The sequence below is a fragment of the Paenibacillus residui genome (assembly GCF_042677205.1).
Lineage (GTDB): Bacteria > Bacillota > Bacilli > Paenibacillales > NBRC-103111 > Paenibacillus_L > Paenibacillus_L residui.
This window is the reverse complement of record NZ_JBHTIU010000100.1, coordinates 26503-40753: the sequence shown is the minus strand read 5'-3', so window position 1 is coordinate 40753 and position 14251 is coordinate 26503. Positions and strand designations below refer to the sequence as shown.

Sequence of the window (14251 nt, the reverse complement as noted above, 5' to 3'; positions counted from 1 at the left end):
TTTTTTCAGCAATGGTATAGTATTTAGATAAGACAGACCTGTCCTTGTACGAGATTCGCACGGTCTGAAAGCGATCAGGAGGTCATTTATTATGAGTACAATTGCCCCGGATTATGAGAAAACGGATTTGGGCAACATTCAGATTGCCCCGGAAGTCATTGAGGTAATTGCCGGTCTGGCAACGATTGAGGTGCCTGGCGTCGCGGGAATGAGCGGCGGTTTCGCGGGCGGTATCGCCGAGCTGCTGGGACGGAAGAACCTGTCCAAGGGAGTCAAGGTGGAAGTAGGACAGAAGGAAGCCGCGATCGATGTTTCTATCATTGTTGAATTCGGTCATAAGATTCCGGAGGTAGCCGGAGAGATTCAACAGAACGTCAAGCAGGCGATTGAGTCGATGACCGGTCTGGATGTAGTGGAAGTCAACGTACATATTCATGATGTTCAATTTAAAGCCGTGGATAAGACGAACGAAGAAGAAACGGCTGTTCAACGTGTTAAGTAAGCCCGCTGAAACCGACTTTAACCCCCTCTTCCAAGCAGGGGGTTTCCTTTAAGGAGGGACAAGCCGCAGTGGCCAAAATCATCGACCGATTGTTATTGTTTATATTCAGTTTGTTTATTATCGTGGCGGCCAGTGTTATGCTGATAGCTACGTTTAATGCTATTCCTATGGAGACGACCAAAAAATTCGTAGAGCAGGTCTATACGGAATATCCGACAGCCGCCGCAGTGATCGCCACGCTCGTCGTCGTTATTCTGATCAGCATCCGGCTATTTGTCATAGCTGTACGTCCGGCTCAAGCGAATGCGGCTTCCATTGATCAGAGAACCGATTATGGAGATATTAGAATATCGCTGGATACGGTTGAGAACCTCGCTTTGAAATCCGCCAACCGGACCCGCGGGGTCAGAGATTTGCGTGCGAGAGTGCGCGTAAGCAATTCCGGGATTGAAATTGAATTGCGCACGGTCGTCGACGGCGAGACGCCTATTCCCGAGATGACCGAGGAGATCCAGCAAGCCGTTAAGCAGTATGTGGAGGAAATCACAGGAATTCCGGTAGCTATCGTTTCGGTCTATGTGGCCAATATCGTCCAGTCCTCCCCAACGTTCAAAAGCCGGGTTGAATAAAGGGGGGTACCGGGATGTTTAAACAGATGCTGGAGGATCGTCCGGGGACCGTCATCGGAACGTTAGGCGGAATTATTCTCGGCATTCTTTATTTGATAGTCGGTTTCTGGGATATGCTGATTTTTGCTTTTATCGTATTTATCGGGTATTATGTTGGAAAAAAAATCGATCTCAAGGAGCTTCGGCTGCAAGCGGGGAACCTTTGGCAATGGTTATCGGAAAGATGGAGAATGTTCAGATAAAATTCCTGCAAAGGACAACTACTCTGATCCGGTTGTTCCTTGCAGGTTTTTTGGCTTTGGATAGAGCCGGGGAAATAGCCCTGGATTTCATGCAGGAAGCTTTCCTGGGCAGAGGTTTCGCGGGGGCAGAAGCTTTATTGGAATAGGGTTAACGGGGCCGCTCGGATTCCGCCGGGATAACCGGAACGTATAGTAGGCTTAACCGCTGAACGCAGAAATTTAGCTGCCAAATTCATCTTCGAAAAGGTTCCGTCAGGAGCTTTTTTACCCTAGATCACAGGAGGAAAATCAATGAAACGGCGCTTAGCCAGAGAATTAGCATTGCAGAGCCTTTATCAAATGCAAATGAACGAGGTCACTTCACGGGAAGCGATTCAGATGGCCATCGAAGAGGCGGTCCATGAGAATGAGGCCGGACTGGAGGTCACTAATGAAGAGATCAGCACCGAGTACATCCGGGAGCTGGTGGATGGAACCTATAACCGTCTTGAGGAGATAGACCGGCTGCTGGAGAAATACATCAAAGGCTGGAAGATGGACCGGCTTTCGAAGGTGGACCGAGAAATACTGCGTCTGGCCACCTACGAAATGATTTACCGGGACGACGTACCGGCGAAGGTTGTCGTCAACGAGGCGATTGAACTGGCCAAGCACTTCGGCAGTGAGGAATCGGGCAAATTCGTTAACGGGGTTCTCGGACAGATGATTCGCGAAGTCGATCAAATCAAAGTGAATTTACAATAAAACACGAACATTCAGCTAGTTTTCCTTCTTATTTTTCGCCTTTACACTACCCGCTCAAAAGGTTAAACTGAAATTAGGAAAACCCTTGACACTAAGGAGGAAAATGAATGGCAGCGGAGAGAATTAACGGAAAACAGATCGTGGCTGAAATCCGCGAGCAAATTTCACAAGAGGTTCAGAGCTTGAAGGATAAAGGAATCCAGCCCGGATTGGCGGTTGTGCTTGTTGGGGACGACCCGGCTTCTGCCGTTTATGTTAGGAATAAGGCGAAGTCCTGCGCGGATGTCGGAATTCATTCCGAGGTCTACCGGCTTCCGGCCGAAACGAGTCAATCGGAGCTATTGCAATTAATCGGGAAGCTTAATGCAGACAGCCATATTCACGGAATTCTGGTGCAGCTTCCGCTGCCTGCTCATATTAACGAAGACGCAGTCATTGACGCCATATCGCCGGACAAGGATGTCGATTGCTTCCATCCCGTCAATGTAGGCAACCTGATGATCGGCAAGCCGGGAATGCTTCCGTGTACGCCTGCGGGGGTTATCGAGGTTTTGAAGAAGATCGGTATTTCGATCGAAGGTAAGCACGCCGTCGTAGTGGGCCGCAGCAATATTGTCGGCAAGCCTATGGCGATGCTGTTATTGCGCGAGAATGCAACGGTTACCGTCTGCCATTCCCGTACTCCGAATATGGAGGAAATAACGAAGCAGGCCGACATTCTGGTTGTTGCCGTGGGCCGGGCGCAGATGATAGAGGCCAGACATATCAAACCGGGGGCCGTAGTCATTGACGTCGGCATGAACCGTCTGGATAACGGAAAGCTGACGGGAGATGTTCATTACGATGATGCCGCGCAAGTGGCGGGCTATATTACTCCCGTACCCGGATGTGTCGGACCCATGACGATTACCATGCTGCTGCAGAATACGCTGCAGGCCGCCAAGAACAAGGCATCTCAAGCCTAGACAAGCGAAAGGTGAACATGAACCGGGATACGATATTTTCTGTAAAAGATCTTACCCGGCATATCAAGGTGACACTGGAAGGCGATGAGCGGCTGCAAAATGTTTGGGTAAGAGGAGAAATTTCGAACTTTACCCACCATTCGAGCGGGCACATGTATTTTACGCTTAAAGACGCCCAAAGCCGGGTAAAGAGCATTATGTTCAACTCCCACAACCAAAGGCTGTCCTTCGTTCCCAAGGAAGGGATGAGGGTGCTGGCGAGAGGGAGTATCTCCATTTATGAAAGAGACGGCCAGTACCAGTTTTATATCAATCAGATGCAGCCCGACGGGATAGGAAACTTGTATCTTGCCTTTGAACAGTTGAAGAAGAAGCTGGAAGCCGAGGGTTTATTCGCGGCGTCGCGCAAGAGGCCGATTCCCCGTTTTCCCCGGGCCATCGGGGTAGTGACTTCGCCCACCGGGGCAGCCGTCCGGGATATTATGACCACCTTGCAGCGGAGGCTCCCTTCGGTGCCGGTACAATTATACCCGGTGCTTGTCCAGGGAAAGCAGGCGGCACCCTCGATCGTCAAAGCGATTGAGACATTCAACCGGACAAGGGAGGTTGACGTGCTCATCGTCGGGCGAGGGGGCGGTTCGCTAGAGGAGCTGTGGGCCTTCAATGAAGAGATCGTCGCCCGCAGCATTTACGCCTCGGAAATTCCCGTTATATCCGCGGTTGGGCATGAGACGGATTTTACGATAGCCGATTTCGTTGCCGATCTGAGGGCGGCAACGCCTACCGCGGCGGCAGAACTGGCGGTTCCCCATCATATGGAACTGAAGCAGCAGCTTCATTATTCGGTTCATCGGCTGCGTCGCGGATTGTACCGAATGCTTCAGGAGCAGCGCGAAAGACTCGACCGGATTAACCGGTCCCAGGTTCTTACGAATCCGCTCAAGCAGCTCCAGCAGCCGGCGGAGCGCTTGGACAGGCTTAAGGAACAACTGCAATTCCGCATTCAGCAGCGATTGTCCGAAGCCAGGAGGAAGCAGTCCCGTCTGGAACAGGCTATCAGCGGCTATAATCCCAAGCGGCAAGCGGAATATGCCCGCAGGCGAACAGCGGACTCGTACAAGCGCATGGTCCAGGCTATGCAGGTGATGTACCGGATGGAGCGAAGCCGGTTCGAATCCCAACTGCGACAGTTGGATTCTCTAAGCCCGCTGAAAATTATGCAGCGCGGATACAGTCTGGTCTATGACGAACAGGAGAAGCGGTTGATCAAATCGATTCGGAGCGTGCAGCCCGGGGATATAGTGAAAGTAAGGTTGACGGACGGACAATTGGATTGCCATGTATGGGGGATGGAGGAAAGGAACGATGACAACGGACAAAACGGAGCTTAGCTTCGAGCAAGCGATGGATAAGCTGGAGGAAATCGTAACCCAGTTGGAAAATGGAGATGTGCCGCTTGAGAAAGCGATTGGCTTATTTCAGGAAGGGATGGAGATGTCCCGGATGTGCAGCCAAAAGCTGGACCAGATCGAACGCAAAATCGAGATGCTGGTGGAGGAGAACGGCACGATAGGCAAGAAGCCTTTTCTAGCGGAAATGGATGAAGGTGAATCAGTTTGAACCGAACTCTAAATATCCAGCAGTATATTAAAGCCTCGGCTGCATCGGTGGAGCAGGAGCTTAAACGTTCGATTCCCGAAGAATGGGAAATACCGGACACCCTGCGGGAAGCGGTCATGTATTCGCTTCTGGCCGGAGGCAAAAGGCTGCGGCCTGTTCTCATGATGGCGGCTGTGGAGGCGCTGGGAGGCGAAGCCGAGACGGCTTTGCCTGTTGCTTGTGCCGTCGAGATGATCCATACCTATTCGCTGATCCATGACGATCTGCCGGCAATGGATAACGATGATTACCGCCGGGGCAAGCTGACGAACCATAAGGTCTACGGGGAAGCCATGGCTATTCTTGCCGGGGATGCTCTGCTTACGCATGCGTTCTACACAGCTGCCCAAGTGTCCCGCAGAGCCGAGGTTCCCGCTGAACGGGCTCTCGCCATTATCGAAATGCTGTCCGAGCTGGCAGGGCCCAAGGGGATGGTAGGCGGACAAGTGGCCGATATGCTCGGTGAGCAGGGGTTGACCAAGCAAGAAGAGCTGGACGGTATCCATAGGCATAAGACCGGGGACTTGATTGTATTTTCGCTCAAAGCGGGAGGGATTCTCGGGGGAGCCAATGCGGAACAATTGACTGCCCTGGAACGATTCGGATACAAGATCGGGCTGGCCTTTCAAATTCAGGACGATATTCTTGATATTACCGGCGACGAGAAGAAGCTGGGCAAATCGGTCAACAGCGACGAGAAGCAGCAGAAGGTGACCTATCCGTATCTTATCGGCCTTGAGGCCTCGCGGCGGAGAGTGGAGAAGCTCACGGAAGAAGGGAAGCAAGCGATCGCTTCCGCAGGCTTCGTTCATCCCGAGCGGTTGAATGATCTTGCCGATTATTTAATGCAGCGCGATTATTGATAGAAGCGCTTTACGCAGGAGATTTGCGCTTATTTGGACGGATACCCCATTTTTCTGTAAGAAGGCTTCCATTGAGAAGGATTTGACTCCTGTGCTATAATGGTAGTCATTATAGGGTGGCGCAGTATTCTAGTCAGTCTACCATTTCTGAGGGCGGGCCTAAAAATTCGCCAAAGGGCACATCGATGAAGTTCCTGGTGTTGGCTTCTAACGCCCAGTTGGGGGCTGATGCTGGGAGTTAAGGTTGGAGGGCGATCCACAAAGGCATGTGGGCGTTGACCCTACTTCCGCGGAGGCCCAAGTTCGTGGCTTTTGCGCCACCGTGCGCTCGGCTACGGCTTGGGGTATGAACCTGCAAAGGCGAGCCTCACTTGTATCAGGGCGGTCAGCCCATGTATACTAAAACGGCTTGCGTGCAGCGTAGCCTGCCTTGAGTGAGTCAGAGGGGATTACAGAAAGTAGGACACTGTTTTTTCGGCCAAAAAAACAGTGGCTGGATGCTGTATGAAATCTGGCTTGCAAAAGAGGCTAAGGAATGGTTAAGGACTGCTGAGGAAAACTCCTAGACTGTTCACTTTCGTGAGGCTTTTTGGGGATTATAGTGTGGACTAAGTGGTAATCCAGTCTGGCGGTCGGTGACGGCGTCAAGACAGGCATAAAGGGAAACCGCCCTGTCGGCGACGACAGGGAGACTTGTCTGGGAAAACCTACTGGACCTAAGCCACAGCGTTTACTCAAGAAGCTGCCACTCCAATCCATGGAATGGGAGACGGTTTTCGAATAATGAAATATTCGTTAAGGCACTCCATGAAATGGAGTATTTTTATATCGGTTGTCACCTTCCTTCTGGCCAGCCTGTTTACGGTTACCTCGACATCTGTTCTCGAAGGAGTTTCCTGGGGCGTCGGGATGATTATTGTTTTAGTGCTGGTTCTGATCGGAGTCTTTTTTGATATATTGGGCTTGGCTGCCGCGGCGGCCAGTGAGGCCCCTTTTCACGGAATGGCATCGGAACGGGTCAGGGGTTCTAAGCATTCCATATACATTGTCCGCAATGCGGATCGGTTTTCGAACTTTTGTAATGACGTTGTAGGGGATATATCCGGGGTGATTAGCGGTGCGGCATCCGCAGTTGTCGTGATCAAGCTGATGGGCAACATCGGGAGCAGCAGCCAGGCGCTAAGCATTGCGGTCAGCGTAGTTTTTACGGCATTGGTTTCGGCCTTGACCGTCGGCGGCAAAGCGATGGGTAAATCGTTTGCTATCCATTATTCAACGGATATCGTGCTCATGATCGGGAAATTATTCTATTATCTGGAGCGTCATCTGAAGATTCGATTCTTTAACCCGAAAAAGCGGAAGCGCAAATCACTCAACGGGAAGCGAGGGAATAAACGTGCTCGAACTAGTGAATCAGCCTGAAGATTTAAAGAGGCTGTCCGTAGCTGAATTGGAAATTTTGGCCGATGAAATCCGTCAATTTTTAATTGAAAAGCTTTCGGTCACCGGGGGCCACCTCGCCCCAAACTTGGGTGTTGTTGAGCTTACGCTGGCGATGCACTATTTGTTTGATAGCCCGAAAGACAAATTTATTTACGACGTAGGCCACCAGTCCTACGTACATAAGATATTGACCGGACGCAAGGATCAATTCCATACCCTGCGCAAGTACAAGGGCTTGTGCGGCTTTGTCAAAAAATCCGAAAGCGAGCACGATGTATGGGAGGCCGGCCACAGCAGCACCTCTCTGTCCGCTGCTATGGGGATGGCGGTTGCCCGGGATTTGAAGGGCGAGGATAATAAAATTATCGCCGTTATCGGAGACGGAGCTATGACCGGGGGTATGGCCCTGGAAGCCATGAATCATATCGGTCATGAGAAGAAGAGGATGATCGTTGTCCTGAATGACAATGAAATGTCCATTGCTCCGAATGTCGGCGCTATTCATAATTATTTGAGCCGGATTCGATCGGATAAGCATTACAAGAAGGCCAAGGAAGAGGTCGAGAATATATTAAAGAAAATTCCCGCCATCGGGGATTCTTTGGCCAAGAAAGCCGAGAAAATAAAAGACAGCTTCAAATATTTGTTAGTGAACGGAGTGCTTTTTGAGGAGCTGGGCTTCACTTATATGGGGCCGATTGACGGGCATAACCTTCCTCTTCTGTTGGATTCGTTCCAGCAGGCGGATAAGGTGGATGGTCCCGTCTTGCTGCATGTCGTTACCATTAAGGGCAAAGGCTACAAGCCGGCGGAGGCCAACTCTCAGGCTTGGCACGGAGCGAGCCCTTACAAAATCGAGTCCGGCCAGATGCTGAAATCGGTAGGTCCGCCAATGTATACCGAAGTGTTCGGCAGTACGCTTATCGAGCTGGCAGAACAGGATTCCCGGATTATTGCGGTGACTCCCGCGATGTCGGCTGGCTCCGGTCTGCTTAAATTCGCTGAACGTTTTCCAAACCGGATGATTGATGTCGGTATCGCCGAGCAGCATGCCGCCACCCTCTGCGGGGCTCTGGCGGGTGAAGGAATGAAGCCGGTATTCGCGGTCTATTCGACCTTCCTGCAGAGAGCGTATGACCAGGTGGTGCACGATATTTGCCGGCAAAATCTGAACGTCGCCTTCGCTATTGACCGTGCGGGGTTCGTTGGACCCGATGGGGAAACCCATCAAGGTGTGTATGATATTGCTTATTTAAGAAGCATTCCGAATATGGTGCTGATGATGCCCAAGGACGAGAATGAATTGCGCCATATGCTGAAAACAGCCATTGAGTACAACGAGGGGCCGATTGCTGTACGCTATCCGAGGATCAATGGTCTGGGAGTGGCGATGGATGAGCAGATGAAGCCCATACCGATAGGGACGTGGGAAGTCGTAAGGGAAGGTGCCGGTTACGCCATTCTCGCGGTTGGACCGATGGTGCAGCTTGCCGAGCAGGCGGCTGAGCTGTTGAAGCCGCAAGGGATGAATGTGCGTGTAATTAACGCCCGCTTCATCAAGCCTTTGGATGAAGCAATGCTGCTGCAATTGGCCAAAGAGCGGGTCAACTTGATCACTATGGAAGAAGGCGCAGCAATGGGCGGCTTCGGAAGTGCGGTGCTCGAGTTCTATGCGAATAAAGGTATTTATGGAATGCAGATTAAGCCGATCGGAGTGCCGGATTATTTTGTAGAGCATGGAAGCATTGCTGAACAGCGGACAGAGGTCGGGCTCACTCCCGAAAATATCGCGCTGCAAATTCAGGCCATGCTGCCCCGCAAAAAAGTCAGAGCCTAGAACGGAGAATAGGTAAAGGAATGCCTTCGGATAAAGAAAGAATTGATTTGCTGTTAGTGGAGCGAGGCTATTATGACAGCCAGGAGAAAGCTAAAGCAGCCATCATGGCCGGAATAGTCTTCGTCGGTGAGGAACGTGTGGAGAAAGCGGGGACCAAGGTTCCCCGTTCTTCCGCGCTGCGGGTCAAAGGCGCCTCGCATCCCTATGTAAGCCGTGGAGGGCTTAAGCTGGAGAAAGCTCTCCGGACCTTCGGGATCGATCTTCGGGAGAAGGTGATGCTGGATATAGGAGCCTCTACCGGCGGCTTTACCGACTGTGCCCTCCGGCACGGCGCTTCCTATGTCTATGCCGTTGATGTCGGTTATAATCAGCTCGATTGGGCCATTCGCAGCGATAAGCGGGTGTGTGTTATGGAGCGGACGAACTTCCGTTATTTGGAGCCGGATGCGCTGCAAGGCCCGAAGCCGGAATTCGCATCGATTGACGTTTCGTTTATTTCGCTCAAGCTCATCCTGCCTCCTCTTAAGGCTATACTGGGAGCGGGTTCGGAAACCGTTGCGCTGATCAAGCCGCAATTTGAAGCGGACAGAGGCCAGGTCGGCCCATCGGGGGTCGTCCGCAGCCAGGACGTTCATCGGGAGGTTCTGGCCGATATTCTCGATTATGCATCAGAATTAGGATTCGCGCTTCAGGGGCTGACCTTCTCACCGATAACCGGAGGGGAAGGAAACATCGAGTTTTTGGCTTATTGGAAGCTGGCTGACACTACAGGGGAGATGCCGGATGGAATGAACGGATTGATCAGTGAAGTCGTTAGTGAGGCGGCTAGTACATTAGTGGGGAACCCATCGGAATGATGGGTTTTTTTGTTTAAATATAAGAAAGTATAAGTTTCACCTTATACTTATTCTTATATTTCATCGGCAAACGCGCCTGTCCAAAGGACGGCGATAGCCGTTTATCCTTGCATGGAACAGAAAATTTGACGGCTTGTTAAAGGAATTTCGGATCTCGAAAGAGAATAATTGTACCGAGGTGATGGGATGCAAAATATCGATCGGTACATCCTTCTTCTCATTTTGGTTCTTCTTATCGTTTGGGGATGGTCGCGGCTCCGCCGCTGGTGGAGCAAGCCTCCGGAGAGCGAATGGGAAATTGAAGTCGATGAGGAAATTCCGGTAACGGACGCTGTAGCGCTGCTGGAAGAGTCGGGCTATGAAGTGATGACCTTGAAGCGCAGAGTAAATATTCATATTATGGTTAATGATGAACAGGAATACCAAAGCCGGCTTTTCGTCGATCATTTCGCCCGCAAGGATGACGGACTGTATGTCGTCAAGCTGGCCAAGGATCGCATGCCGTTGGATATGACGGGGAGCGGGATGAGAGATCGGCTGATGCCTTATGCTTTAATATTCAAGGAAGCCGAAGGAGTTCTCTATGTCGATCCGAAGCTTCGCACAATTCATAATATTCGATTTGAAATCGATGGAGATAAAGGTGATGATTAAGTGAAAGGACAAAGACATATTAAGATACGGGAAATTTTAGCCAGCCAGGAAATCGAGACGCAGGATGAATTGGTAGATGCTTTGCGGCAGGCGGGCTTTCAGGTTACGCAGGCGACCGTTTCGAGGGATATTAAGGAGCTCCAATTGGTGAAGACTCCTTTGAATGACGGCCGGTATAAGTATTCTCTTCCTCAGGACAAGCATTTTAACCCGTCCTATCGTTTGAAGAGGTCTCTGACCGATCATTATGTAGGAATTGATTTCACGGACAATCTAGTCGTTATGAAATGTATGCCGGGAACGGCCAATGCGATCGGTGCCTTGATGGATAACTTGGAATGGGAGGAGGTCATGGGCACGATTTGCGGCGACGATACAATCCTCATTATATGCCGGAGCAAGGAACAGAGCAAACAGGTGGTGGACCGCATCCACAGCATGATTTCTTAAGGGGCTTGGCGAAATATTGAAATTTGATTAAAGGGCTACTAGGCAGAAGCATTAGGTCAATTAACTAGAGCCGTTAGTTTAAATTACTGAGCTGCATGGGAGGCTATATATGTTAGCAGAACTGTCCATCCGTAATTTGGCTGTTATCGAATCCGTCCAGCTTTCTTTCCGGGAAGGCTTTCAAGTGCTGACGGGGGAGACGGGAGCCGGTAAATCCATTATTATTGACGCTCTTGGACTGATCGCCGGAGGCCGCAGTTCCTCGGAGCTTGTCCGCTATGGATGCGATAAGGCGGAGATCGAAGCCTTATTCGATCTGGAACCGGATCATCCCGTTTGGGATGTGCTGGCGCAGCTGGGGATTGAGGCTTCGCGGGAAGAGCATCTGGTCATACGCAGAGAGGTATCGGCCCAAGGCAAGAGTGTCAGCCGTATTAACGGGCAATTGGCCAATCTGTCCATGCTGCGCGAAGCCGGGGAATGGCTGGTCAACATACACGGACAGCATGAGCATCAATCTCTGATGAAGCCGGAGCAGCATATTCATTGGCTGGATCTTTATGGCGGTAAGACACTCCAAGCCGCCAAAGAGGAATATCAGGCCGCGTATACAAAATACAAGAGTTTGCAGAAGCAGTTGAAGGAATTGCAGGAATCCGCCAGGGAAGCGCTTCATCTTCAGGATTTGTACCGGTTTCAGGTAGAGGAGATTTCCGCAGCCGAATTAAAAGCCGGAGAGGATGAATGGTTATCGGAAGAAAAGCACAAGCTAGGAAATGCGGAAAAATTGTTCCAGAGTGTGACGGAGGCTTATGATACCATTTATGGCGGTGGCGGACGAAGTGCATTGGACGCGGTGGGCAAATGCATTCAGAAGCTGCAGGATATAGCCAGAGTGGATTCCAAGGTCCTTCAGCCGTTGGTTGAGCAGATTCAATCGGCATTTTATCAGCTTGAGGATGCCGCTTACCAGCTTCGCGATTACCGGGAGCAAATTGAATTCAATCCAATAAGGCTGGAGGAAATCGAACAGAGACTGGATTTGATCTCTTCCTTTAAACGAAAATACGGCCAAAGCACGGAGGAAATCCTGGCTTATTTGGAGCAAATTCAGAAGGAACTGGAGCTTCTGGAAAATAAGGATGAGACGATGCTCAAGCTTCAGAAGGAATGGACGGAATTAAGGGCAGAAGTGATGGCCAAGGCCGAGCGTCTTTCCTCTCTGCGCAAGGAGGCGGCGGTCAAGCTGGCCTCAAGCATAGAGCGTGAGCTGCAAGATTTACATATGGAACGCACCCGGATAGCGGTTCGGGTAGATAGAATGGAAGACCCTAACGGTCCTTCCGTAGATGGTCAGAACGTCCGGATCGGCTCTAATGGAATTGATCAGGTGGAGTTCGTCCTATCCGCCAATCCCGGCGAGCCTCTGCGGCCGCTTAGCAAAATTGCTTCGGGAGGAGAATTGTCGCGCGTCATGCTCGCGATGAAGACGATCTTCGCCAAAGTCGATCAAATTCCTGTATTGGTATTTGACGAAGTGGATACAGGAGTAAGCGGCAGGGCCGCCCAGGCCATAGCGGAGAAATTGTCCCGGCTTTCCAGGGAATGCCAGGTTTTCTCCATTACTCATTTGCCCCAAGTAGCCTGCATGGCGGACGGACATTACCTTATACGCAAAGAGGTGGAAGGGGAGCGAACGTTCACCCTTGTGACCGCTTTGGACGAGCAAGGCCGTATAGTCGAGCTGGCCAGAATGCTCGGCGGAGTCGAGGTGACCGAAACCACCCTTCATCATGCCCAGGAAATGATCCGTTTGGCTATGGACAGAAAGGCTTCCGAAGAAGCGCCAAGCCGTTAATTTCCTTGTCTTTCGTGGCATCATTTACAGTAATAAAACGATTTGGCTGGGGTTAACTTATAGGTACGCTTTTGACGACAAGCCTCGTCAGGCAGCAGAAGTAAGGGAGCGTGGTATGTTTGAACCCCAGCAACAGAACAAGATGGATTGGATTACTCCTCGTCTTCTTCGTAGGTTTAATCAGCGTCTCCGCACCTTTCCAAAGTTTTGCGGCATTCCCCGAGGAGCTGCACATCTTTTCGGGACAAGGCAAGCAGTTGGCATTGTCTATGCCTGTTCAGGCGCAAGTGAGTGTCAAAGACCCGGGAATCATCAAAGTGAACGGCTCCTCCCAGCCTTCGTTCGAATTGAATTTGAAGGAACCATTCACCCTTCAGTCGGAAAAAGTGGGACAGACGGAAATGAAAGTCAAGCTGTTTGGCAAAATTCCGCTAAAGACAGTCAAAGTGAATGTCGTTCCCGATCTGAAGGTCATCCCGGGCGGACAGACGATTGGCGTTAAATTAAAATCGTCCGGAATTCTTGTCGTCGGGCATCATCTGGTGCCGGTATCCGAGGATAAGAAGGTATCCCCGGGGGAGGAAGCGAAGATTCAGGTGGGAGATCTGATTACAGGCATTAACGGGGTGGCCATTAACGATGTCACCAAAGTAGGGGAGCTGGTCAAGAAAGCCGGCGAATCCAATCAGCCATTGAAGCTGACCGTGAAACGGAACAAAGAACAATTCGATGTTTCCTTGCAGCCCGCTTATGATTTCATCGATAAGGCTTACCGTCTCGGACTTTATATTCGTGATTCTGCTGCAGGTGTCGGAACATTAACCTTCTATGCTCAGGATCAGGGGGTGTATGGTGCTCTAGGACATGTCATTACCGACATGGATGCCCAAACGCCTATTGAAGTGGGGGGCGGCGAGATTGTTCATTCCAACGTTACCTCCATTTCCAAAAGCCAAAGCGGAGAACCGGGGGAGAAGAGAGCTCATTTCTTCAAGGAGAGCAAAGTGATTGGAAACATTGAGAAAAATACGCCTTTCGGTATTTTCGGCCGGATGTTCCAGCAGCCTGACCATGGACTGGAGCACAAACCGATCCCGGTAGCTTTTGCCGAGGAAGTAAAGGAAGGACCTGCACATATTTACACTGTAGTGAACGGCCAGAAGGTCGAGAAATTCGATATTGAAATTATGCATGCAGCAAAGCAGGAGTTTCCGGCAACCAAAGGACTCGTAATTAAAATAACCGATCAGAGACTGTTGGATAAGACCGGAGGAATCGTGCAGGGCATGAGCGGAAGCCCGATTATTCAGAACGGCAAGCTGATTGGAGCGGTGACTCACGTATTTGTTAATGACCCGAGCTCAGGCTATGGCTGTTATATTGAATGGATGCTGCAGGATGCGGGAATTTTACTGAGAAATCCGAATGCCAATAAAGAAAATGCTGCGTAGCCCCAGAATAGGGGCTTTTTTATTTTGCGGAGAAATATGCGGAATTTGTCTGAAGAAAACGCCGGTTTTGTGGGATTTTGTAGAAAAAGAAAGAAAT

At 50.7% G+C, this 14251-nt stretch carries 15 protein-coding genes; all 15 read left to right on the top strand.

The genetic code is table 11. The features are described 5' to 3' along the window. Positions 1 to 91 precede the first annotated feature (91 nt). A complete protein-coding gene (locus tag ACFQ03_RS23590; RefSeq protein WP_144935665.1) occupies positions 92 to 502 on the top strand; it encodes an Asp23/Gls24 family envelope stress response protein in 411 nt (136 codons plus the stop codon). A gap of 68 nt (positions 503 to 570) precedes the next feature. Next, positions 571 to 1131 carry an alkaline shock response membrane anchor protein AmaP gene (amaP, locus tag ACFQ03_RS23585; RefSeq protein ID WP_144935662.1) on the top strand — a complete coding sequence of 187 codons (561 nt, stop codon included), beginning with the start codon at positions 571 to 573 and terminating at the stop codon, positions 1129 to 1131. Between the two features lie 14 nt (positions 1132 to 1145). Continuing rightward, the gene (locus tag ACFQ03_RS23580; protein WP_144935659.1) at positions 1146 to 1373 is read left to right on the top strand and encodes a DUF2273 domain-containing protein; all 228 of its coding nucleotides are present in this window, start codon (positions 1146 to 1148) and stop codon (positions 1371 to 1373) included. A 291-nt stretch (positions 1374 to 1664) separates the two neighbouring features. Then, the gene (gene nusB / locus ACFQ03_RS23575) at positions 1665 to 2117 is read left to right on the top strand and encodes a transcription antitermination factor NusB (protein ID WP_144935656.1); all 453 of its coding nucleotides are present in this window, start codon (positions 1665 to 1667) and stop codon (positions 2115 to 2117) included. Positions 2118 to 2224: 107 nt separating this feature from the next. After that, the gene (folD, locus tag ACFQ03_RS23570) at positions 2225 to 3082 is read left to right on the top strand and encodes a bifunctional methylenetetrahydrofolate dehydrogenase/methenyltetrahydrofolate cyclohydrolase FolD (RefSeq protein ID WP_144935653.1); all 858 of its coding nucleotides are present in this window, start codon (positions 2225 to 2227) and stop codon (positions 3080 to 3082) included. Positions 3083 to 3099: 17 nt separating this feature from the next. Further along, entirely contained in the window at positions 3100 to 4473 is a 1374-nt protein-coding gene (xseA, locus tag ACFQ03_RS23565) for an exodeoxyribonuclease VII large subunit (protein ID WP_144935650.1), read from the top strand. Continuing rightward, entirely contained in the window at positions 4448 to 4702 is a 255-nt protein-coding gene (xseB, locus tag ACFQ03_RS23560; protein WP_144935647.1) for an exodeoxyribonuclease VII small subunit, read from the top strand. The genes xseA and xseB overlap by 26 nt, the downstream gene beginning before the upstream one ends. Next, on the top strand, positions 4699 to 5604 hold the full coding sequence (locus tag ACFQ03_RS23555; RefSeq protein ID WP_144935644.1) for a polyprenyl synthetase family protein: 906 nt from the start codon (positions 4699 to 4701) through the stop codon (positions 5602 to 5604). Before xseB ends, ACFQ03_RS23555 begins: the two co-directional genes overlap by 4 nt. Before the next feature lie 783 nt (positions 5605 to 6387). After that, complete coding sequence (locus tag ACFQ03_RS23550) at positions 6388 to 7026, top strand: hypothetical protein (RefSeq protein ID WP_144935642.1); 639 nt, start codon at positions 6388 to 6390, stop codon at positions 7024 to 7026. Beyond that, complete coding sequence (dxs, locus tag ACFQ03_RS23545) at positions 7001 to 8884, top strand: 1-deoxy-D-xylulose-5-phosphate synthase (protein WP_379291376.1); 1884 nt, start codon at positions 7001 to 7003, stop codon at positions 8882 to 8884. The genes ACFQ03_RS23550 and dxs overlap by 26 nt, the downstream gene beginning before the upstream one ends. A gap of 20 nt (positions 8885 to 8904) precedes the next feature. Further along, entirely contained in the window at positions 8905 to 9741 is an 837-nt protein-coding gene (locus ACFQ03_RS23540) for a TlyA family RNA methyltransferase (RefSeq protein WP_379291374.1), read from the top strand. A gap of 186 nt (positions 9742 to 9927) precedes the next feature. After that, positions 9928 to 10395, top strand: a complete 468-nt coding sequence (locus ACFQ03_RS23535; RefSeq protein WP_379291372.1) for a hypothetical protein — start codon at positions 9928 to 9930, stop codon at positions 10393 to 10395. Then, entirely contained in the window at positions 10396 to 10845 is a 450-nt protein-coding gene (ahrC, locus tag ACFQ03_RS23530) for a transcriptional regulator AhrC/ArgR (protein ID WP_379291369.1), read from the top strand. A 109-nt stretch (positions 10846 to 10954) separates the two neighbouring features. Beyond that, positions 10955 to 12703, top strand: a complete 1749-nt coding sequence (gene recN / locus ACFQ03_RS23525) for a DNA repair protein RecN (protein ID WP_379291367.1) — start codon at positions 10955 to 10957, stop codon at positions 12701 to 12703. A 119-nt stretch (positions 12704 to 12822) separates the two neighbouring features. After that, positions 12823 to 14154 (top strand): SpoIVB peptidase, encoded by a 1332-nt coding sequence (gene spoIVB, locus ACFQ03_RS23520; RefSeq protein WP_186328314.1) that lies wholly within the window; start codon positions 12823 to 12825, stop codon positions 14152 to 14154. The last annotated feature ends 97 nt before the right edge of the window (positions 14155 to 14251 follow it).